This is a genomic window from Pseudomonas sp. DC3200b2 (assembly GCF_049895785.1).
GTDB classification, from domain to species: domain Bacteria; phylum Pseudomonadota; class Gammaproteobacteria; order Pseudomonadales; family Pseudomonadaceae; genus Aquipseudomonas; species Aquipseudomonas massiliensis.
Genome location: NZ_JAFCTA010000009.1, coordinates 57399 through 76522 on the forward strand (window position 1 = coordinate 57399; position 19124 = coordinate 76522).

General features: G+C 64.3%; 17 protein-coding genes and 1 other RNA gene. 10 read left to right on the forward strand and 8 right to left on the reverse strand.

The window, feature by feature from the left end; genetic code table 11:
* Positions 1 to 280 precede the first annotated feature (280 nt).
* Positions 281 to 2197 carry a molecular chaperone DnaK gene (dnaK, locus tag ACP691_RS20310; protein WP_426153650.1) on the reverse strand — a complete coding sequence of 639 codons (1917 nt, stop codon included), beginning with the start codon at positions 2195 to 2197 and terminating at the stop codon, positions 281 to 283.
* Between the two features lie 105 nt (positions 2198 to 2302).
* On the reverse strand, positions 2303 to 2869 hold the full coding sequence (gene grpE / locus ACP691_RS20315) for a nucleotide exchange factor GrpE (RefSeq protein WP_426153652.1): 567 nt from the start codon (positions 2867 to 2869) through the stop codon (positions 2303 to 2305).
* A 218-nt stretch (positions 2870 to 3087) separates the two neighbouring features.
* Between grpE and recN the strand changes: the two genes are divergently transcribed.
* The gene (gene recN, locus ACP691_RS20320; RefSeq protein ID WP_426153654.1) at positions 3088 to 4761 is read left to right on the forward strand and encodes a DNA repair protein RecN; all 1674 of its coding nucleotides are present in this window, start codon (positions 3088 to 3090) and stop codon (positions 4759 to 4761) included.
* Between the two features lie 61 nt (positions 4762 to 4822).
* On the opposite strand, the gene fur is transcribed toward recN, so the two are convergent.
* Positions 4823 to 5227, reverse strand: coding sequence for a ferric iron uptake transcriptional regulator (gene fur, locus ACP691_RS20325; protein ID WP_040259344.1), 405 nt, complete (start codon positions 5225 to 5227; stop codon positions 4823 to 4825).
* 97 nt (positions 5228 to 5324) lie between these two features.
* Between fur and bamE the strand changes: the two genes are divergently transcribed.
* Positions 5325 to 5855 carry an outer membrane protein assembly factor BamE domain-containing protein gene (gene bamE, locus ACP691_RS20330; RefSeq protein ID WP_426153656.1) on the forward strand — a complete coding sequence of 177 codons (531 nt, stop codon included), beginning with the start codon at positions 5325 to 5327 and terminating at the stop codon, positions 5853 to 5855.
* Between the two features lie 96 nt (positions 5856 to 5951).
* Here bamE and ACP691_RS20335 read toward each other — a convergent pair whose 3' ends face one another.
* Together ACP691_RS20335 and ACP691_RS20340 are read right to left on the reverse strand one after the other, a co-directional pair.
* Complete coding sequence (locus tag ACP691_RS20335) at positions 5952 to 6386, reverse strand: type II toxin-antitoxin system RatA family toxin (protein ID WP_040259342.1); 435 nt, start codon at positions 6384 to 6386, stop codon at positions 5952 to 5954.
* A gap of 7 nt (positions 6387 to 6393) precedes the next feature.
* Positions 6394 to 7797, reverse strand: a complete 1404-nt coding sequence (locus tag ACP691_RS20340; RefSeq protein ID WP_426153658.1) for a sodium-dependent transporter — start codon at positions 7795 to 7797, stop codon at positions 6394 to 6396.
* 133 nt (positions 7798 to 7930) lie between these two features.
* Between ACP691_RS20340 and smpB the strand changes: the two genes are divergently transcribed.
* Positions 7931 to 8416 carry an SsrA-binding protein SmpB gene (gene smpB, locus ACP691_RS20345; protein ID WP_040259341.1) on the forward strand — a complete coding sequence of 162 codons (486 nt, stop codon included), beginning with the start codon at positions 7931 to 7933 and terminating at the stop codon, positions 8414 to 8416.
* 99 nt (positions 8417 to 8515) lie between these two features.
* On the opposite strand, the gene ACP691_RS20350 is transcribed toward smpB, so the two are convergent.
* Positions 8516 to 9283 (reverse strand): FCD domain-containing protein, encoded by a 768-nt coding sequence (locus ACP691_RS20350; RefSeq protein WP_426153661.1) that lies wholly within the window; start codon positions 9281 to 9283, stop codon positions 8516 to 8518.
* A gap of 213 nt (positions 9284 to 9496) precedes the next feature.
* Here ACP691_RS20350 and ACP691_RS20355 point away from each other — a divergent pair, with 213 nt between their 5' ends.
* The 7 genes from ACP691_RS20355 (at position 9497) to ssrA (ending at position 18033) form a co-directional block, all read left to right on the forward strand.
* Positions 9497 to 11167 carry a lactate permease LctP family transporter gene (locus ACP691_RS20355; protein WP_426153663.1) on the forward strand — a complete coding sequence of 557 codons (1671 nt, stop codon included), beginning with the start codon at positions 9497 to 9499 and terminating at the stop codon, positions 11165 to 11167.
* Positions 11168 to 11271: 104 nt separating this feature from the next.
* Positions 11272 to 12126 carry a (Fe-S)-binding protein gene (locus tag ACP691_RS20360; RefSeq protein WP_426153665.1) on the forward strand — a complete coding sequence of 285 codons (855 nt, stop codon included), beginning with the start codon at positions 11272 to 11274 and terminating at the stop codon, positions 12124 to 12126.
* Positions 12123 to 13595 carry a LutB/LldF family L-lactate oxidation iron-sulfur protein gene (locus ACP691_RS20365; RefSeq protein ID WP_426153667.1) on the forward strand — a complete coding sequence of 491 codons (1473 nt, stop codon included), beginning with the start codon at positions 12123 to 12125 and terminating at the stop codon, positions 13593 to 13595. Before ACP691_RS20360 ends, ACP691_RS20365 begins: the two co-directional genes overlap by 4 nt.
* Positions 13592 to 14263: a LutC/YkgG family protein gene (locus ACP691_RS20370; RefSeq protein WP_426153669.1), complete on the forward strand. Its 672-nt coding sequence runs from the start codon at positions 13592 to 13594 to the stop codon at positions 14261 to 14263. The genes ACP691_RS20365 and ACP691_RS20370 overlap by 4 nt, the downstream gene beginning before the upstream one ends.
* A complete protein-coding gene (locus ACP691_RS20375; RefSeq protein ID WP_426153671.1) occupies positions 14260 to 17127 on the forward strand; it encodes an FAD-binding and (Fe-S)-binding domain-containing protein in 2868 nt (955 codons plus the stop codon). The genes ACP691_RS20370 and ACP691_RS20375 overlap by 4 nt, the downstream gene beginning before the upstream one ends.
* Positions 17128 to 17263: 136 nt before the next feature.
* Positions 17264 to 17551: a hypothetical protein gene (locus ACP691_RS20380; RefSeq protein WP_426153674.1), complete on the forward strand. Its 288-nt coding sequence runs from the start codon at positions 17264 to 17266 to the stop codon at positions 17549 to 17551.
* Positions 17552 to 17633: 82 nt separating this feature from the next.
* Positions 17634 to 18033: a transfer-messenger RNA gene (gene ssrA / locus ACP691_RS20385) on the forward strand.
* A gap of 201 nt (positions 18034 to 18234) precedes the next feature.
* Here ssrA and ACP691_RS20390 read toward each other — a convergent pair.
* Both ACP691_RS20390 and ACP691_RS20395 read right to left on the reverse strand, forming a co-directional pair.
* The gene (locus ACP691_RS20390; RefSeq protein WP_426153676.1) at positions 18235 to 18594 is read right to left on the reverse strand and encodes a helix-turn-helix domain-containing protein; all 360 of its coding nucleotides are present in this window, start codon (positions 18592 to 18594) and stop codon (positions 18235 to 18237) included.
* Positions 18594 to 18896: a type II toxin-antitoxin system HigB family toxin gene (locus tag ACP691_RS20395; RefSeq protein ID WP_426153738.1), complete on the reverse strand. Its 303-nt coding sequence runs from the start codon at positions 18894 to 18896 to the stop codon at positions 18594 to 18596. The genes ACP691_RS20390 and ACP691_RS20395 overlap by 1 nt, the downstream gene beginning before the upstream one ends.
* Between the last annotated feature and the right edge of the window lie 228 nt (positions 18897 to 19124).

Sequence of the window (19124 nt, forward strand, 5' to 3'; positions counted from 1 at the left end):
TTCGCCAATGCTTCCTGGCCTGAGCCAGGAAGCGCGCTGGCCGAGCCACGCCGCCACGCCTGAAGGCGGAGCGACCGCTGGCACGCTTGCCGGCCCGGCGCCGGGGTGGATAGCTGCACCCCCTGCGTTCGCGCCATGGTCAGCAGAGCGCGCCCGGCAAACCGGGCGCGATGAATTTCCTGTGTTCCAGACACGCCAACGCGGGGACCAGGGCCCCCGCGCGGCGACATGCTACCAGTCACCGCGCGAATGCAGGAAACCGGCCGATCACAAGTAAGGCTTACTTGTTGTCTTTCACTTCTTCGAACTCGGCATCGACGACGTCGTCGTGCTTCTTCGGCTCTTCAGCTGCCGGCTGCGCGCCAGCTTCCTGAGGGCCTGCCTCGGCGTACATCTTCTGGGCCACAGGCGCGGTGACCTTGGACAGCTCTTCGATGCGCGCCTCGATGGCCGCCTTGTCGTCGCCCTTCACGGCCGTTTCCAGCGCGCTGACCGCGGTTTCGATGGCCGCTTTCTCTTCGGCGGTCACCTTGTCGCCCGCCTCGCTGACCATCTTGCGGGTGGAGTGCACCAGCGCGTCGCCCTGGTTGCGCGCAGTGGCCAGCTCTTCGAACTTGCGGTCTTCCTCGGCGTTGGCCTCGGCGTCACGCACCATCTGCTGGATTTCTTCCTCGGACAGGCCGGAGTTGGCCTTGATCACGATGGACTGCTGCTTGCCGGTGGCCTTGTCTTTCGCGCCCACGTGCAGGATGCCGTTGGCGTCGATGTCGAAGGTCACTTCGATCTGAGGCACGCCACGCGGTGCGGGCGGGATGTCGCTCAGGTCGAACTTGCCCAGGGACTTGTTCTGCGCGGCCTGCTTGCGCTCACCCTGCAGCACGTGAATGGTCACGGCGCTCTGGTTGTCGTCAGCGGTGGAGAACACCTGGGACTTCTTGGTCGGGATGGTGGTGTTCTTCTCGATCAAGGGGGTCATCACGCCGCCCATGGTTTCGATACCCAGGGTCAGCGGGCTGACGTCCAGCAGCAGTACGTCCTTCACATCACCGGCCAGTACCGCGCCCTGGATGGCGGCGCCCATGGCAACGGCTTCGTCCGGGTTGACGTCCTTGCGCGCTTCCTTGCCGAAGAAATCGCTGACAGTCTTCTGAACCAGCGGCATGCGGGTCTGGCCACCGACGAGGATCACGTCGTTGATCGAACCAACGTCGATGCCGGCGTCCTTGAGCGCGATGCGGCAAGGCTCGATGGTGCGCTGCACCAGGTCTTCGACCAGCGACTCGAGCTTGGCGCGCGAGATCTTCACGTTCAGGTGCTTCGGCCCGGTGGCGTCGGCAGTGACATATGGCAGGTTGACGTCGGTCGACTGGGAGGACGACAGTTCGATCTTGGCCTTTTCAGCGGCTTCTTTCAGACGCTGCATCGCCAGCGGGTCACCCTTGAGGTTCATGCCGCTTTCTTTCTTGAACTCGTCGACCAGGTAGTCGATCAGGCGGATGTCGAAGTCTTCACCACCGAGGAAGGTGTCGCCGTTGGTGGCCAGCACTTCGAACTGGTGCTCGCCGTCGACTTCAGCGATTTCGATCACGGACACGTCGAAGGTACCGCCGCCCAGGTCGTACACGATGACGGTGTGGTCGCCCTTGGCCTTGTCCATGCCGTATGCCAGCGCGGCCGCGGTCGGCTCGTTGATGATGCGCTTGACGTCCAGGCCGGCGATACGGCCGGCGTCCTTGGTGGCCTGACGCTGGCTGTCGTTGAAGTAGGCCGGAACGGTGATCACCGCTTCGGTGACCGGCTCGCCGAGGTAGTCTTCGGCGGTCTTCTTCATTTTCTTCAGCACTTCGGCCGAGATCTGAGGAGGCGCCATCTTCTGGCCGTTCACTTCGACCCAGGCGTCACCGTTGTCGGCCTTGGCGATCTTGTACGGGACCATCTTGATGTCTTTCTGTACGACTTCTTCGTCGAACTTGCGACCGATCAGGCGCTTCACCGCATACAGGGTGTTGTGCGGGTTGGTGACCGCCTGGCGCTTGGCCGACTGGCCGACCAGGATTTCACCGTCGTTGGCGTAGGCGATGATCGAAGGGGTGGTACGCGCGCCTTCGGCGTTTTCGATGACCTTGACGTTGCCGTTCTCCAGAACGGAGACGCAGGAGTTGGTCGTCCCCAGGTCAATACCGATAATCTTGCCCATGTATGAAACTCTCCCGAAACTTTGAATTGGGTTGCCGCGCCAGTGGTGGCTGTACGCGGTAGCACTCGAACGCTTGACGACTAGATGGGGGCCGCTCTACGGATTTCAAGCCTTCTCGTCGATAGAAGGCGTGGCCGCGGCGGCAGGCTTGCTGACCACCACCATGGCGGGGCGCAGCAGGCGGCCATTGAGCTGGTAACCCTTCTGGAACACCTTGATCACGGTGTTGGGTTCCACCTCGGCGCTTTCCTGCATGGCCATGGCCTGGTGGTGCTCGGCATTGAAGGGCTCGCCGTGCGGGTCCACCGCTTCGGCGCCGTAGCGCTTGAGGGTGTCGGCGAACATCTTCAGGGTCAGCTGCATGCCTTCACGCATGGGGCGCAGGGCTTCGTCATCGGCGCTGGACATTTCCAGGCCGCGCTCGAGGCTGTCGATGATCGGCAGCAGCTCGCCGGCGAACTTCTCCAGGGCGAACTTGTGAGCCTTCTCCACGTCCTGCTCGGCGCGGCGGCGAATGTTCTGCACTTCGGCAGCCACGCGCAGGGATTGGTCCTTGGCTGCGGCCAACTGCTCCTCGAGGGCCTGTACCTGAGCGGCAAGATCCTCGCCAGCGGCTTCCGGCGCCGCGGTCGCTTGCGGGTTCTGTTCGTCCAGAGTCTTGTCTTCAGCCATGGAATTCTCCTTTTGAATGCGTTAGCGGGGTTCGGCCGAGGAAGCCCCGCGCCTGTTGCCGGCCTATATGGGGGCGTCGGCGACGGGTTCAAGGGCCTGACTGGCTAAAGACCTTCCCGAACGTACTGGCTTTCATCCCAGGGCGACGCCTGGCATTGTCAGCCCATGCGAAGCACTGTATAAATAACCAGACCTTTTCCACCTCGGGGATCGTGACCATGCTGGTACACCTGTCCGTTCACAACTACGCCATCGTCGAACACCTGGACCTGGAGCTGGAGCGCGGCATGAGCGTGATCACCGGGGAAACCGGCGCGGGCAAGTCCATAATGCTCGACGCCCTGGGCCTGACCCTGGGCGACCGGGCCGACAGCGGCGTGGTGCGTCCAGGGGCCGACAAGGCGGACATCCTGGCCACCTTCGACGTGAGCGAAATCCCCGATGCCCGGGCCTGGCTGTCCGAGCGGGACCTGGACACGGACGCCCACTGCATCCTGCGTCGGGTGATCACCAGCGAAGGCCGTTCGCGCGCCTACATCAACGGCACCCCCAGCCCCCTGGGCGACCTGAAGGCGCTGGGCGAACTGCTGATCGACATCCACGGCCAGCACGAGCACCAGTCGCTGCTCAAGCCGGATACCCACCGCCGCCTGCTGGACGAATACGCCGGCGCGGTGGACCTGGCCCGCCAGGTCAGCCTGGCCGCCCAGCGCTGGCGGCAAACCCGCCAGGAAATCCATCGGCTCTCCAGCACCAGCGACGAACAGCGGGCCCGCCATCAGTTGCTCAGCTACCAGCTCGAAGAGCTGGAAAACCTGGCCCTGGGCGAGAACGAGCTGGAGGAACTGGAAGAAGCCCAGAAGAACCTGGCCAACGCCGAGGGCCTGTTCGCCACCAGCCGCCAGGTGGTGGAGCAATGCGCCGAGAGCGACTCGGGCAATATCCTCGACGCCCTGGGCGCCTGCCTGAACCGGCTCACCGCCATCGCCAACCCACCGCGTGCTCTGCAGGAAGCGGCCAACATGCTGGCGAGCGCGCAAATCCAGGTAGAGGAGGCGGTGGGCGAGCTCAACCGCTTCGTGGACAACTTCGAGGCGGACCCGGCTCGCCTGCAACTGGTGGAAGAACGCCTGGACACCATCTATACCCTGGCCCGCAAGCACCGGGTGCAGCCCAACGAAGTGGCGGCCCTGCAGCAGAAGCTGTTCGACGAGGTGGAAAGCCTGGCCGCGTGCGACGAGTCCATCGAGCGCCTGGAGGGCGAACTGGCGGCCTTTGCGCGTCATTATCACGAGAAGGCCAGCGAGCTCACCGGCCTGCGCGCCGAGGCGGCCAAGCGGCTGGCCGCGGCGGTGCAGGAAGAAATCCACCGCCTTGGCATGCCGGGCGGGCGCTTCCAGATCGACCTCAAGCCCCACGCCGGCGATGACCTGCACCCCCACGGCCAGGAAAGCGTGGAGCTGATGGTCAGCGCCAACCCGGGCCAGCCGATCAAGTCCTTGGCGAAGGTGGCCTCTGGCGGCGAACTGTCGCGTATCAGCCTGGCGATTCAGGTGATCACCGCGCAAACCTCGCGCACCCCCACCCTGGTCTTCGACGAAGTGGACGTGGGCATCGGCGGCCCCACCGCAGAGATCGTTGGCCAGTTGCTGCGTCGGCTGGGGGATCGCGGCCAAGTGCTCACGGTCACCCACCTGCCTCAGGTGGCGGCCCAGGGTCATCATCACCTGTTCGTGCACAAGCTGCGCGGCAACGACGAAACCCGCACGGCGGTGCGCAGCCTGGCCAAGGCCGAGCGCATCGAGGAAGTAGCGCGGATGCTCGGCGGCGTGGACCTGACCAAGGAGTCCCTGGCTCATGCGCGCAAGATGGTGGTCAGCGCCAAGGGCTGATGCCACGGCCCTGATACACGAAACCCGCCATTGGGCGGGTTTCGTTTTATTGCGGCTCGGCTTATTTAGGCCGGCGCACGTACAACACCAGATTGTGGTCCACCAGCTCGAAGCCATGTTCGGCCACGATTTCCTTCTGACGCTTTTCTATCTCGCTGTCGAAGAATTCGATCACTTCGCCGGAGTCCACGTCGACCATGTGGTCGTGATGGCCGCCGTCGGCCAGCTCGAACACGGCATGGCCGCCGTCGAAGTTATGGCGAACCACGAGCCCCGCGGCCTCGAACTGGGTCAGTACACGGTAGACCGTGGCCAGCCCGACGTCTTCACCCGCTTCCATGAGGGCCTTGTACACGTCCTCAGCGCTCATATGGCGCTGCTCGGCCGAGTCAAGCATTTGCAGGATCTTGACCCGAGGGAGGGTCACCTTCAGTCCTGCTTTTCGTAGTTCGTTGTTTTCAACCATGGTCAGCTTTCTCGCCGATGCTGCTTCGCAGCTTGATTCAATGCGGGTATGATCGGGGCTTTGTTGACCCAGCCAAGATAGTGGAAGTCGCCCACCGATGCAAAACACCAAGCACCTGCTTACCAGCCTCACCTTCGTGGGCCTGCTCGCACTCGCCGGTTGTTCGTTCCCCGGGGTTTATAAGATCGACATCCAGCAGGGCAATGTCGTCACGCAGGACATGATAGACCAGTTGAGGCCTGGAATGACCCGGCGGCAAGTGCGGTTTATCATGGGCAACCCGATGCTGGTCGACACCTTCCACCCCAATCGCTGGGACTATCTCTACAGCATGCAGCAAGGTGGCGCGCGTCGGCAGCAGGAGCGCATCAGCGTCTTCTTCAACGAGCAGGATCAACTCGCCAGCCTTTCCGGCGACTTCATGCCGGGCGTGAGCCGCGACGACAGCATCCTCGGCAAGGACAACAACGCCGCGCCGGCAGATTCCACCGCTCCCGCGCAGCAGCCCGAACAGCCCCAGGCGCCCGCGCAGCCAGGCTCGCTGCTGGACCAGATCCAGCGCGACGTGGACCAGGCCAAGCCCGTGCCGGTACCCAGCCCGGCGCCCATCGAGACCTCGCCGCAGTAATACGGCCCAGCCATGCAAAAGCCCGGTTCTTACACCGGGCTTTTTCGTTATGGCGAACTTGCCACCTGGCTAAGGGTGAGCTTTAGGGCAATAGACTCAGCCATTCAACTGCTTGGCCCGTTGGCAGAAAGCGTCCACCAGAGTGTTCGCGGCCTGGTTGAACAGCGGCCCGAGGGTGGCGCGCACCAGGGGGCCGTCGTAGTCGAAGGCCAGGTCCAGGCTGATCTTGCAGGCTTTTTCGCCCAACGGCTTGAAGATCCAGACACCATGGAGCTGGGTAAAGGGCCCTTCCTCCAGGTTCATCTCGATCTTCTCACCGGGCGTGAGGGTGTTGCGGGTCACCAGCCGCTGGCTGAGGCCGCCCTTGGCCACCTCGAGGCTGGCGCGCATGAAGTCCGCGCCGGTTTCCAACACTCGCGTGGACGAACACCATGGCAGGAATTCCGGATAGCGCGCCACGTCGTTGACCAGGTCGTAGAGGAACTGGGCCGGATAAGGCAGCAGGGCGGAACGTTGAATATGGGTAGTCATGAACGCGTCACTTCCAAAGCTGAGCGGCAAATACGACGAGAATGCCGCACGGCGCCACATAGCGCATCAAAAAGAAGGTGAGCTCGAACAGCCGTGGGTTACGAATGGCCAGCTCATCGCGCACGGCCTCCCGCCCCATGACCCAGCCCGCGAAGAGAACGAAGCAGAGGCCGCCCAGCGGCAGCATGATACGGGACGTGAAGAAATCCACCACGCCGAAGAAGTCCAGGCCGGTTTGCGCTCCCCATTCATAGAGGCGCAAGCCAGCGCCATCGTTCACGAAAAATTTCGCCTGCTTCCACAGGTTGAAGGAAAACACCGTGCCCAGGCCGAACAGCCAGCAGGCCAGCGCCAGCCAGGTAGCGACCCAGGCGCGCGAAGTGTTGTAGCGCTCCACGAGGAAGGCGACCATGGGCTCGAGCAGGGAGATGGCCGAGCTCCAGGCCGCCACGCCCACCAGGATGAAGAACACCACGCCCATCAGCTGGCCGAAGGGCACGCTGCCGAAGGCGAAGGGCAGCGTCACGAACATCAGGCCAGGCCCTTCGCCGGGGTTCAGGCCGGCGGCGAAGACGATGGGGAACAAGGCCACGCCCGCCAGCAGCGACACGAAGGTATCCAGCAGGGCCACCGAGACGATGGTGCCGCCGATGGACGCGCTCTTGGGCATGTAGGCCCCGTAGATCATGATCGAGCCCACGCCCACGCTCAGGGAGAAGAAGGCATGCCCCATGGCCGGCAGCAGCCCGTCCATGACCTTGCTGGCATCGAAGTCGAACATGAAGTGCACGCCATCCATGAAGTGCCCCGTGGTGAGGCTGTACCCCAGCAGGATCACCAACAGCACGAACAGCAGCGGCATCATGATCCGCAGGCTGCGTTCCAGGCCGCTGACCACGCCCTTGGCGATCACTACGGCGGAGGTGAACATGAACACGCTATGCCAGAAGATCAGCCGCAGCGGGTTGCTGATCATGTCGCCGAAATAGGCCCCGACCTGATCGGGCGTCACGCCCTGGAAATCCCCACGGGCCATGTCCACGATGTAGTCGAAGGACCAGCCGCCCACCACACTATAAAAGGAAAGAATCAGCAGTGCCGTGAGCATGCCGGCGAAGGCTGCCCAGGACCAGGCGGTGGATTGGCCCGCCTCCCGGGCCAGGGTGGCCAGCGCGTTGGCCGGGCTCTGCCGGGAGCGCCGCCCGATCAGGGTTTCGGCCAGCATCACCGGCACGCCGATCAGGGCGATGCAGGCGAGGAACACCAGCACGAAGGCGCCGCCGCCATAGACGCCGACCATGTAGGGGAATTTCCAGATACTGCCCAGCCCAACCGCGGAACCCGTTGCAGCCAGGATAAACACCCAGCGGCTTGCCCAGCTTCCATGGACGGACACCTTTTCACTCGCCATCGGCTTTTCGCCCACCTGCCAAAAATGAGCGCGCATTGTCCGGGATTCGCGGTGGTGGCTCAAGGCGCCGCGGCGCCTGGAAACAATTGCCCCCGTAGCGGACCGGCCAAGTTACCCCTATAATGCGCGCCCTATGGCCAAGCAAAAGAAACATCCCACAGGGACGATCGCGCTGAACAAGAAAGCGCGCCACGATTACTTCATCGAACAGCGCTACGAGGCGGGGCTGGTACTCGCCGGCTGGGAAGTCAAAAGCCTGCGCGCCGGCAAGGCTCAGCTGGTCGACAGCTACGTCCTGCTCAAGGACGGCGAAGCCTGGTTGTTCGGCGCCCACTTCACGCCGCTGACCACCGCCAGCACCCACGTGATCGCAGACCCGATCCGCACCCGCAAGCTGCTGCTCAACAAGAAAGAGCTCGAACGCCTGCACGCCTCGGTCCAGCAGAAAGGCTACACGGCCGTGTGCACCGCGCTCTACTGGAGCAAGCACCTGATCAAGTGCGAAATCGCCTTGGGCAAGGGCAAGAAGGAATACGACAAGCGCGACACCGAGCGCGAACGCGATTCCAACCGGGAAATCGCCCGGGCCGTGCGCAGCAAGGGCAAGGGCGAGGACTAAGCCCACAGGAAAGGGCGAAGCTGCCGAATGCGGGTCAACACCAGTCACCTGGTGGGAGCTAGCGCCAGCTAGCGAACCCTGGCAACCCGCCCCCCAGCTCTACAACCCCTGCCGCCGCTCCGCCCGGGCCAGCCGCTGGGCCTGCTGCTGCACCTCCTCCAACACTTCTTGCACATACAGAATGTGCCGGCTGGACACTTCCCGCGCCAGCTCCGCTTCACCGTCCATGATCGCCTGGTACAGCTCCCGGTGCTGGCTGATCAACATGGCCCGGGTTTCCGCGCGCTGCTTGTACATGCCGCCGATATTGGTGACCACGTTGCGCTTGAGCAGGTCGAACAACCCTCGGATGGTATGCAGCAGCACGGCGTTATGACTCGCCTCGGCAATCGCCAGATGGAAGCGCGCGTCGGCGGCGCCCTCCTCTACTCGGCTGGCTTCGTCGGCCTTGCTGTAACAAGCCTGCAGCGCCTCGAAGGCCTCGCTGAGGCGCTCTCGGTCCACCTCGGTGGCCCGTAGGGCGGCGTAATAGGCGCAGGAGGCTTCGAGGGTGTGGCGGAATTCGAGCAGGTCGTGCTGGGCGCCGGGGCTGTGCTCCAGCAGTTCCAGCAAGGGGTCGCTGAAGGTGGCGCCAAGGCTGTCCACCACATAATTGCCGCCGCCCTGGCGGCTGACCAGGATGCCCTTGGCCGCCAACTTCTGGATGGCTTCGCGCAACGAGGGGCGGGACACGCCAAACTGCTCGGCCAGCACGCGCTCGGCCGGCAGGCGCTCGCCGGCGCGCAAGGTGCCTTCGAGAATCATGGCCTCGAGCCGCTCGACGATATCGTCGGACAAACGGCGCTGGCGCACCTGATCAAACCCCATCGTCTTCTCCACCGCCTCAAGCCCAGGCCCTGGCGGGCCATTGCCGGCAATTCTAACAAGGCGGCGAGCCGCCCACACGCCCGGGCTACGACCAAAGTCGCCGCCTGGGAAATTGACAGCGCGCCCCGAGCCACCCTAACCTAGCCAGCATCTTATGTAAATTGGTATTACCAATTACCCGTAGCGCCTGACCAACAACAATTAGAGGCCTCCATGCAAACCTGGCAGCAAATCTATAGCCCTCTGGGCAGCCTCGGGCTGTCCGCCGCCTTTGCCCTGATCCCCATCGCCTTCTTCTTCCTGGCCCTGGCCTGGCTGCGCCTGAAGGGGCACGTGGCTGGCAGCCTGACCCTGTTGCTGTCGCTGTTGGTGGCGATATTTGCCTTCAAGATGCCCGCGGATATGGCTGTGGCCGCCGCGGGCTATGGCTTCCTGTACGGCCTTTGGCCCATAGCCTGGATCATCGTGGCGGCGGTGTTCCTCTACAAGCTCACGGTCAAGAGCGGCCAGTTCGAGGTGATCCGCAGCTCAGTGCTGTCGCTCACCGAAGATCAACGCCTGCAGGTATTGCTGATCGGCTTCTGCTTCGGGGCCTTCCTGGAAGGCGCGGCCGGCTTCGGCGCGCCCGTGGCGATCACCGCCGCGCTCTTGGTGGGCCTGGGCTTCAACCCGCTCTACGCCGCCGGCCTGTGCCTGATCGCCAACACCGCGCCCGTGGCTTTCGGCGCCCTGGGCATCCCGATCATCGTGGCCGGGCAGGTGACCGGCATCGACGCCTTCAAGATCGGCGCCATGACCGGCCGCCAGCTGCCGCTGCTGTCCATTTTCGTGCCCTTCTGGCTGGTGTTCATCATGGACGGCTGGCGCGGCGTGCGGGAAACCTGGCCCGCCGCCTTGGTGGCCGGCGCCAGCTTCGCCATCACTCAATACCTGACGTCCAACTTCATCGGCCCCGAGCTGCCAGACATCACCTCCGCCCTGGTCAGCCTGGTGTCCCTGGCGACTTTCCTCAAAGTATGGTCCCCGGCGCCAAGCGCCGCGCAGCTGGCCGGAGCCAGCGCCGGTGCCGCGGCGGTGCGCGCGCCAGGTCGGCAAGCTTCCCTCCACAGCCTGGGTGCCATTCTCAAGGCCTGGTCGCCCTTCCTGATCCTGACCGTGCTGGTGACGATCTGGACGCTCAAGCCCTTCAAGGCTCTGTTCGCCGCCGGTGGCGCGCTCTACGCCTGGGTGTGGAGCCTGCCAGTGCCGCACTTGGACCAGCTGGTGATGAAGATGGCGCCCATCGTTAGCACACCCACGGCCATGCCCGCAGTGTTCAAGCTGGACCCCATCTCAGCCACCGGCACGGCCATCTTCCTTTCGGCCGTAGTGAGCATGCTGGTGCTGCGCATCAATGCAAGAACTGGTATTACCACTTTCGTGGAAACCTTGCATGAGCTGCGCTGGCCGATTCTGTCCATCGGTATGGTGCTGGCCTTCGCCTTTGTCACCAACTACTCGGGTATGTCCTCTACCCTGGCGCTGGTCTTGGCCGGCACAGGTGTGGCCTTCCCGTTCTTCTCGCCCTTCCTCGGCTGGCTAGGGGTATTCCTCACCGGTTCAGATACCTCCTCCAACGCGCTCTTCAGCTCGCTGCAGGCCACCACCGCCCACCAGATCGGCGTCAACGACACCCTGCTGGTGGCGGCCAACACCAGCGGCGGGGTCACCGGCAAGATGATTTCGCCGCAGTCCATCGCCGTGGCCTGCGCCGCCACCGGGCTGGTGGGCAAGGAGTCGGATCTGTTCCGCTTCACCCTCAAGCACAGCCTGTTCTTCGCCGCCGTGGTGGGCCTGATCACCCTGGCCCAGGCGTACTGGTTTACCGGCATTCTGGTGCATTGAGGCTTTAATCAAAGGGCACCCGCGCATTGGGTGCCCAACCCGAGCCTTGCCAGGGTCACGCACAGCGTGCCGAAGAAGCGGGGCCACAGTGGAGACCATGCCTGATGAGCGAGCTTTTCTATAACGCGGCGCCCAACAACCCAGAGCACAGCAATGCAGCGCACAATGCCACCCGGGTTGCCCCACCGCTGGCCGAACCGCGCCACTACCCAGCGATCAAGCCCGAGCGGGTGTACCTGTTCGGCACCTGCGTGGTGGACCTGTTTTTCCCCGAAGCTGGCCTGGACGCCATCCGCCTGCTGCAACGGGAAGGCATCGCGGTGGATTATCCACAAGGGCAAAGCTGCTGCGGGCAACCGGCCTACACCAGCGGCTACACCGAGCAGGCGCGCACCGTGGCTGCGGCACAGCTGGACCTGTTCGCCGAACCCTGGCCGGTGATCGTGCCCTCCGGCTCCTGCGCCGGGATGTTCCGTGAGCATTACCCACACCTGTTCGAGCACGACCCGGCCCGCCTCGCCCAGGCCAAGGCCCTGGCCGCGCGCACCTACGAGCTGGCCGAGTTCCTATTGGAAGTGTGCAAGGTGCAACTGCAGGACCAAGGCCAGCCGACCCGGGTAGCGCTGCATACCTCCTGCTCCGCGCGGCGAGAAATGAACACCCACCTGCACGGCCGTGCCCTGCTGGCCCAACTGAGCGGCGTGGAGCGGGTGGAGCACAGCCATGAAAGCGAATGCTGCGGCTTCGGCGGCACCTTCAGTGTGCGCATGCCGGCCATTTCCGGCGCCATGGTGGCGGACAAGACCCGCAACCTGATCGACTCCGGCGCCGACGAGGTGATCACCGCCGACTGCGGCTGCCTGATGAACATCAATGGCGCGCTGGAAAAACAACAGCAGGCCTTGCGCGGCCGCCATCTGGCCAGCTTTCTGTGGCAACGCACCGGAGGTGAAGCATGAACAGCCATACCCGCATTCCCGCCGTGGAGCTGCCCGAGGACTTTCGCGGCCGTGCCCGTCAGGCCCTGGGCGACGCCCAACTGCGCGGCAACTTCCGCAAGGCCATGGATTCGCTCATGACCAAGCGCGCCCTGGCCTTCGCCGATGCCGACGAGCGCGAGCGCCTGCGGGTGCTGGGCAACGCCATCCGCGCCCGGGCCCTGTCCAAGCTGCCCGACCTGCTGGAAACCCTGGAGCGCAACCTCACCCGCCAGGGCGTGCAAGTGCATTGGGCGCAGACGGTGGAAGAGGCCAACCGCATCGTGCTGAGCATCGTCGAGGCCCATGAAGCGCGGCAGGTGATCAAGGGCAAGTCCATGGTCAGCGAAGAAATGGAAATGAACGACGTGCTCGCCGCCCATGGAGTGGAATGCCTGGAAGCGGACATGGGCGAGTTCATCGTGCAGTTGGACCACGAAAAACCCTCCCACATCATCATGCCGGCCATTCACAAGAACGCCGGCCAGGTGGCCTCGCTGTTCGAGCGTAAGCTGGGGGTGGAATACACCCAGGACGTGGATGCGCTGATTCAGATTGGCCGCCGCGTGCTGCGGGAAAAGTTCTTCGAGGCGGACATCGGCGTGTCCGGCGTCAACTTCGCCGTGGCGGAAACCGGCACCCTGCTGCTGGTGGAAAACGAAGGCAACGGCCGCATGGTCACCAGCGTGCCGCCTGTGCATATCGCCGTCACCGGCATCGAGAAGGTGGTGGAAAACCTGCGCGACGTGGTGCCCCTGCTCTCGCTGCTGACCCGCTCGGCTCTGGGCATCCCCATCACCACCTACGTGAACATGATCTCCAGCCCGCGCAAGCCCGGCGAGCTGGACGGCCCCCAGGAAGTGCACCTGGTGCTGCTGGACAACGGCCGCAGCCAGGCTTTCGCCGATGGCGAGCTACGCCAGACCCTCAACTGCATCCGCTGCGGCGCCTGCATGAACCACTGCCCGGTGTATACGCGGGTGGGTGGCCACACCTACGGCCAGGTGTACCCCGGGCCCATCGGCAAAATCATCACCCCGCACATGGTCGGCCTAGCGACGGTGCCGGATCACCCCAGTGCCTCTTCGCTGTGCGGCGCCTGCGGTGAAGTGTGCCCGGTGAAGATCCCGATTCCTTCCCTGCTGCGCCGCCTGCGCGAGGAAAACGTCAAGCCACCGGTGGCCAAGCCGCTGCTGCACGGCCAGGGCAGCAAATACTCGCGCAAGGAGCGCCTGGCCTGGAATGCCTGGGCGCGGCTGAATGCCTCGCCCCGGCTGTACCGCGCCTTCCTGCGTATGGCCACCCGCTTGCGCGGCCTTACGCCCAGCCAGCTCGGCCCCTGGACGGACCACCACAGCGCGCCCAAGCCGGCGCCGCGCTCCCTGCATGAACTGGCCGCCGAGCACCTGGCCAAGCCCCTTGAGGGGTTGGGTGGGAGGAAAAACCCATGAGCGCCCGGGACAACATTCTGCGCAAGCTGCGGGCCAGCCTGGAAGGCACTACGCCCCTTGTGGACAACTTCGACGAAGCCTTGGTGACAGCGCCCTGGCAGTACCCGGCCAGCGAACGGGTGAGCCGCCTGCGCCAGCTGATGGAAACCGTGCACACCGAAGTGCACCTTACCCAAGTCGACCAGTGGCCGACGCTGCTGGCCGAGCTGCTGGCCGGGCGCGGTATCGAGCGTCTGCTGGTAGCGCCGACCACCGCCCACGGCCAACAGCTGGCCAGCGCCTGGGCCGACCAACCCAGCACGCCCCGGACCATCGCCTACGACCGCCCGATCGAAGCCTGGAAGCGCGAATTGTTCGACCACACCCCGGCCAGCCTCACCGGCACCCTGGGTGCCATCGCCGCCACCGGTAGCCTGATTCTCTGGCCCGACGCCGCCGAGCCGCGCCTGATGAGCCTGGTGCCGCCAGTGCACTTCGCCCTGCTCAAGGCCAGCGAGATCTTCGACAACCTGTACGAGGTGATGCAGCGCTTCGGCTGGGCCAGCGGCATGCCCACCAACGCCCTGCTGATTTCCGGCCCCTCGAAAACCGCCGATATCGAGCAAGTGCTGGCCTATGGCGCCCATGGCCCGAAAGACCTGGTGGTACTGATTCTGGAGGACCAATGACCCTGCCCGCCGCCTTTCTCGCTGAAGTGCATCGGCTGATCCCCGCCGAGCGCCGCTTCGACGACCCCATGGCCACCCTGGCCTACGGCACCGACGCCAGCTTTTACCGGCTGCTGCCCAAGCTGGTGATCCGCGTGGAATACGAAAGCGAAGTGATCGCCTTGCTCCAGGCCGCCCAGGCCGAGCGGGTGCCGGTAACCTTCCGCGCCGCCGGCACCAGCCTCTCCGGCCAGGCCATCAGCGACTCGGTGCTGCTGGTGCTGGGCGACCACTGGAACGGCCGCGACATTCGCAACGGCGGCGCGCAGATCCGCCTGCAGCCCGGGGTGATCGGCGCCCAGGCCAACGCCTGGCTCAAGCCCTACGGCCGCAAGCTCGGGCCGGACCCGGCCTCGATCAACGCCTGCAAGATTGGCGGCATCGTCGCCAACAACGCCAGCGGCATGTGCTGCGGCACCGCCCAGAACACCTATCACACCCTGGCCGGCCTGCGCCTGGTACTGGCCGACGGCACCTGCCTGGACACCGAAGACGCCGCCAGCGTGGCCGCCTTTCGCCACAGCCACGCTTCGCTATTGGCCGAGCTGGCGCGCCTGGGCGAAGCCACCCGCGCCGACCAGGCCCTGGCCGAGCGCATTCGCTACAAGTACCGGCTGAAGAACACCTGCGGCCTGAGCCTCAACGCCCTGGTGGACTTCACCGACCCGCTGGACATCCTCAGCCACCTGCTGGTGGGCTCCGAAGGCACCCTGGGCTTCGTCAGCGCCGTCACCTACAACACGGTGGCGGACCTACCCCATCAAGCCACCGCACTCATCGTGTTCCCTTCGGTGGAAAGCTGCTGCCAGGCGGTGACCGCCCTGCGCAGCCAACCGGTCACCGCCGTAGAACTGCTCGACCGCCGCAGCCTGCGCTCCGTGCAACATAAGCCCGGCATGCCCGCCTTCGTGCAAACCCTCAGCCCCGGTGCCTGCGCCCTGCTGATCGAGTGCGCCAGCGAACAGGCCGCGGGCCTTGAGAGCGCCGTCAGCCAGGTGATGGCCGCCCTGACACCGTTCCCGGTGGAAGCGCGCATCGACTTCACCACCGATGCGGTAGAGAACGCCCGCCTGTGGGCGATCCGCAAAGGCACCTTCCCCGCCGTGGGCGCCGTGCGGGAAACCGGCACCACCGTGATCATCGAGGACGTGACCTTCCCAGTGGAGCGCCTGGCCGAGGGGGTGAACCAGCTCATCGCCCTGCTGGAAAAACACCGCTACGACGAAGCCATCCTCTTTGGCCACGCCCTGGAAGGCAACCTGCACTTCGTCTTCACCCAAGGCTTCAACAGCGCGGAGGAAATCGCCCGCTACGACGCCCTGATGAAAGACGTGGCCCAGTTGGTGGCGGTGGACTTCGGCGGCTCGCTCAAGGCCGAGCACGGCACCGGCCGTAACATGGCGCCCTTCGTGGAACTGGAATGGGGCACCCAGGCCTACCAACTGATGTGGGCCCTCAAGCGCCTGCTCGACCCGCGCGGCATTCTCAACCCGGACGTGATCCTCAGCGAGGACCCGGCCATCCACCTGAAAAACCTCAAGCCCCTGCCCGCCGCCGACGAGCTTGTGGATAAATGCATCGAGTGCGGCTTCTGCGAACCCGTGTGCCCGTCCAAGGGGCTGACCCTCAGCCCGCGCCAGCGCATCGTGATGTGGCGAGACATCCAGGCCAGAAAACGCAGCGGCCAGAACACCGCCACCCTCGAACGCCAGTTCCAGTACCAGGGCATCGACACCTGCGCCGCCACCGGCCTGTGCGCCGAGCGCTGCCCCGTAGGCATCAACACCGGCGACCTGGTAAAAAAACTGCGCGGCCAACAGGCCGGCCGCCCCCAGGCCGCGCGCTGGGCCGGCGAGCACTTCGCCACGCTATTGGCCGGCGCCCGCTTCAGCCTGCGCGCCGCCAGCAGCGCCCAACGGCTGCTCGGCGCCCCACGCCTGAACCGCTACGCCGAGCGCCTGCGCAGCCTCAGCGGCGATACCCTGCCCCGCTGGACGCCCGCCCTGCCCCAGGCCCGCCCAGCCATCAGCTTCACCGCCCCCAGCGACGACACCCGGCCACGGGTGGTCTACCTGCCCGCCTGCGTGTCCCGCGTGATGGGCCCCGCCATCGGCGACGCCGAACAAACCCCATTGATCGAAAAAACCCAGGCCCTGCTGGAAAAAGCCGGTTACCAAGTGGTGTTCCCCGAAGCCCTGGACAGCCTCTGCTGCGGCCAGCCTTTCGCCTCCAAGGGCTACACCGAACAAGGCGAAACCAAGCGCCAGGAACTGATCCGCGCCCTGCTCCGCGCCAGCCGCGGCGGGCTAGACCCTATCTACTGCGACACCAGCCCCTGCACCTTGCGCCTGGTGGACAACCTGGCCGACACCCGACTGGACCTGTACGACCCGGTTCGATTTATCCACAGCCACCTCATGAGCAAGCTAGACTTCACCCCCCAGCAAGCGCCCATAGCGGTGCACGTAACCTGCAGCACTCAGCACCTAGGCCAGAGCCAGGCCCTGCTCGCCATCGCCCGCCGCTGCAGCGATAACGTAGTCGTGCCCGAAGGCATTCATTGCTGCGGCTTCGCCGGCGACAAAGGCTTCACCCAGCCTGACCTCAACGCCCACGCCCTGCGCTCGCTCAAGGGCGCGGTGCGGCATTGCAGCGAAGGCATTTCCACCAGCCGCACATGCGAGATCGGGCTGAGCGACCACAGCGGCATCGATTACCACAGCCTCGTTTATTTGGTAGACCGCGTGACAATCCCCAAGATAGAGCACTCCGAGAACAGCCTTCATGCTCCAAAACAGGGCGAATTGGCAGCGATCAGCGGATAACGTGACGGCGAAGATTGGTGTACAAAAATAGAACCCAGGAGCGTAGCGGCAGTCCATCAGGTAAGCCCAACCGCGCGGGCGAACCCGGTGCCTGGCCTTCCGCCGGGCATCAATGCCGCTTTCAAGGAGAAATGACATGACCCGTTCCCTGCTTTCTGCCCTCGCCCTCTCGGTCGCTACCCTGGCCGCCGCCCCCGCCTTCGCCGCCGAAGACCTGTGCGCCGCCAACCTGCAGAAGATCGACGACACCATGGTCACCGTGGCACCGTCCAACCCTGCCCTGGAAAAAACCATGCGCCAGCAGATCGACGCCGCCAAGGCTGACCAGGCCAAGGGCGACACCAAGGCCTGCATCGCCAGCACCGGCAAGATCCTCACCCAGCTGGACAACTTCACCAAGAAAGGCGGCGCGGCCGGCAACTGAGCCGTTGTGGTGCGCCCAATGGTCGACATTCGCCGCCAAGGGGCGTATCCTACGAACACCTGCCGCCTCTGGCAGCAGGTACGGGGCCGATCAGGATTCGACGCCGGTAACGAAACTCTAGGTGCATGCCGAGTTGGTAACAGAACTCGTAAATCCACTGTTGCAACTTCTATAGTTGCCAATGACGAAAACTACGGCCAGGAATTCGCCATCGCCGCTTAATTGCGGTGACTAGAACCTGAGCTTCTGGTTACTTCGGTACCAGCAGTCGCTAGGGGATGCCTGTAAACCCGAACCGACTGTCAGACAGAACAGGATCGCCGCGTAGTACGTCGTGGACGAAACGGCTAAAACTTACACGACTCGCCCAACGCACCCTGCCCCTCGGGCGGCCGCGGGTTAACTCAGTAGATCGGGCTAAGCATGTAGTACCGACAGCGGAGTACTGGCGGACGGGGGTTCAAATCCCCCCGGCTCCACCAAATACGACGAAAAGGCGCCGAAAGGCGCCTTTTTTGTGGGTGGCTTTTCCAGTGGCCTAGCCACGCTTCCCATTGTGGGAGCTAGCGCAGCTAGCGAACCTCCATACACACTTACTACGCGCACCGGCCCCAGCGTAGCCCCAGGTGAAAGCTACCGGACTTGTCGCTGCCCGCGCTGGGCTTGCGCCCCAATGCATAGCCTCAAGCCCCTCCAGCCAGCAGGCTCTCATAGGGTATCTTCAGGCCCTCGTGCAATCGCTTGATCATTGCCAAACTCAGCTTGCGCTTGCGATTGAGCACTTCGGAAACCCGGCCGCTGGAGCCGATGAAAGGCTCCAGGTCACGCGGGGTCAGCCCCTGCTGATCCATGCGAAATTTGATGGCCTCAACCGGATCAGAGGCCGGCATCTGATAGTGTTCGTCCTCGTACTTGCCGATCAGCACGGCCAGAATCTCCAATTCGTCACCGGCAGCAGAACCGACAGGCGCGCCCCACAACTCATCCAGGCGGGCCATGGCAGCGGCATAATCATCCTGGGTACGGATGGGCTTGATATTCATTACACGGTCTCCGCGTCGATTCTGTCGTATTGGGCATGGGTGCCGACGAAGCGCACCTTGGCAAGCTGGCGGTCATAATCAATAGCCAGCACAACCCGGTACTTGTTCCCCGCGATGTTGAAGACCACTCGGCCTCCCTTAAGGATGCTGGCTGTGCGGATCTCCGCTTTAAGATCCTGCGGGGTGCGATAGGTCGCCTTCTCCATGTGCCGGTACCACTCGACCAGCGGCGTCCGCGCATCATCGTAGGCAGCACTGCTTTCCCAAAATGCCCGCAGCGTACCCCTCGAAATAACATGCACCACCAAAACCTCCCGTTTTGGGAGAAGATAATGAAATGACTATCGCATGGCAAGCTGAGGAGCTGTGCGGCCTTTGCCTCTGTTAGTAGTACCCCTCTTAGAGCTAGCGAACCCACCACTCCCCAACCGCGCCACTTTACCCCGCCCACCCTCACCCGCTAATGTGATCCCATAGCAACCATCGTTTTGCCATGCGACACCAGGAACGGCCTCAGTTCGTGCACTTCA

Coding starts and splice junctions, on each gene's coding strand:
- smpB (WP_040259341.1), top strand. CDS start 7,931: ATGGCCAAGCAAAAGAAACATCCCACAGGGACGATCGCGCTGAACAAG.
- ACP691_RS20335 (WP_040259342.1), bottom strand. CDS start 6,386: ATGACTACCCATATTCAACGTTCCGCCCTGCTGCCTTATCCGGCCCAG.
- ACP691_RS20350 (WP_426153661.1), bottom strand. CDS start 9,283: ATGGGGTTTGATCAGGTGCGCCAGCGCCGTTTGTCCGACGATATCGTC.
- fur (WP_040259344.1), bottom strand. CDS start 5,227: ATGGTTGAAAACAACGAACTACGAAAAGCAGGACTGAAGGTGACCCTC.
- ACP691_RS20370 (WP_426153669.1), top strand. CDS start 13,592: ATGAGCGCCCGGGACAACATTCTGCGCAAGCTGCGGGCCAGCCTGGAA.
- ACP691_RS20375 (WP_426153671.1), top strand. CDS start 14,260: ATGACCCTGCCCGCCGCCTTTCTCGCTGAAGTGCATCGGCTGATCCCC.
- ACP691_RS20365 (WP_426153667.1), top strand. CDS start 12,123: ATGAACAGCCATACCCGCATTCCCGCCGTGGAGCTGCCCGAGGACTTT.
- bamE (WP_426153656.1), top strand. CDS start 5,325: ATGCAAAACACCAAGCACCTGCTTACCAGCCTCACCTTCGTGGGCCTG.
- ACP691_RS20380 (WP_426153674.1), top strand. CDS start 17,264: ATGACCCGTTCCCTGCTTTCTGCCCTCGCCCTCTCGGTCGCTACCCTG.
- ACP691_RS20360 (WP_426153665.1), top strand. CDS start 11,272: ATGAGCGAGCTTTTCTATAACGCGGCGCCCAACAACCCAGAGCACAGC.
- ACP691_RS20355 (WP_426153663.1), top strand. CDS start 9,497: ATGCAAACCTGGCAGCAAATCTATAGCCCTCTGGGCAGCCTCGGGCTG.
- dnaK (WP_426153650.1), bottom strand. CDS start 2,197: ATGGGCAAGATTATCGGTATTGACCTGGGGACGACCAACTCCTGCGTC.
- recN (WP_426153654.1), top strand. CDS start 3,088: ATGCTGGTACACCTGTCCGTTCACAACTACGCCATCGTCGAACACCTG.
- grpE (WP_426153652.1), bottom strand. CDS start 2,869: ATGGCTGAAGACAAGACTCTGGACGAACAGAACCCGCAAGCGACCGCG.
- ACP691_RS20390 (WP_426153676.1), bottom strand. CDS start 18,594: ATGAATATCAAGCCCATCCGTACCCAGGATGATTATGCCGCTGCCATG.
- ACP691_RS20340 (WP_426153658.1), bottom strand. CDS start 7,797: ATGGCGAGTGAAAAGGTGTCCGTCCATGGAAGCTGGGCAAGCCGCTGG.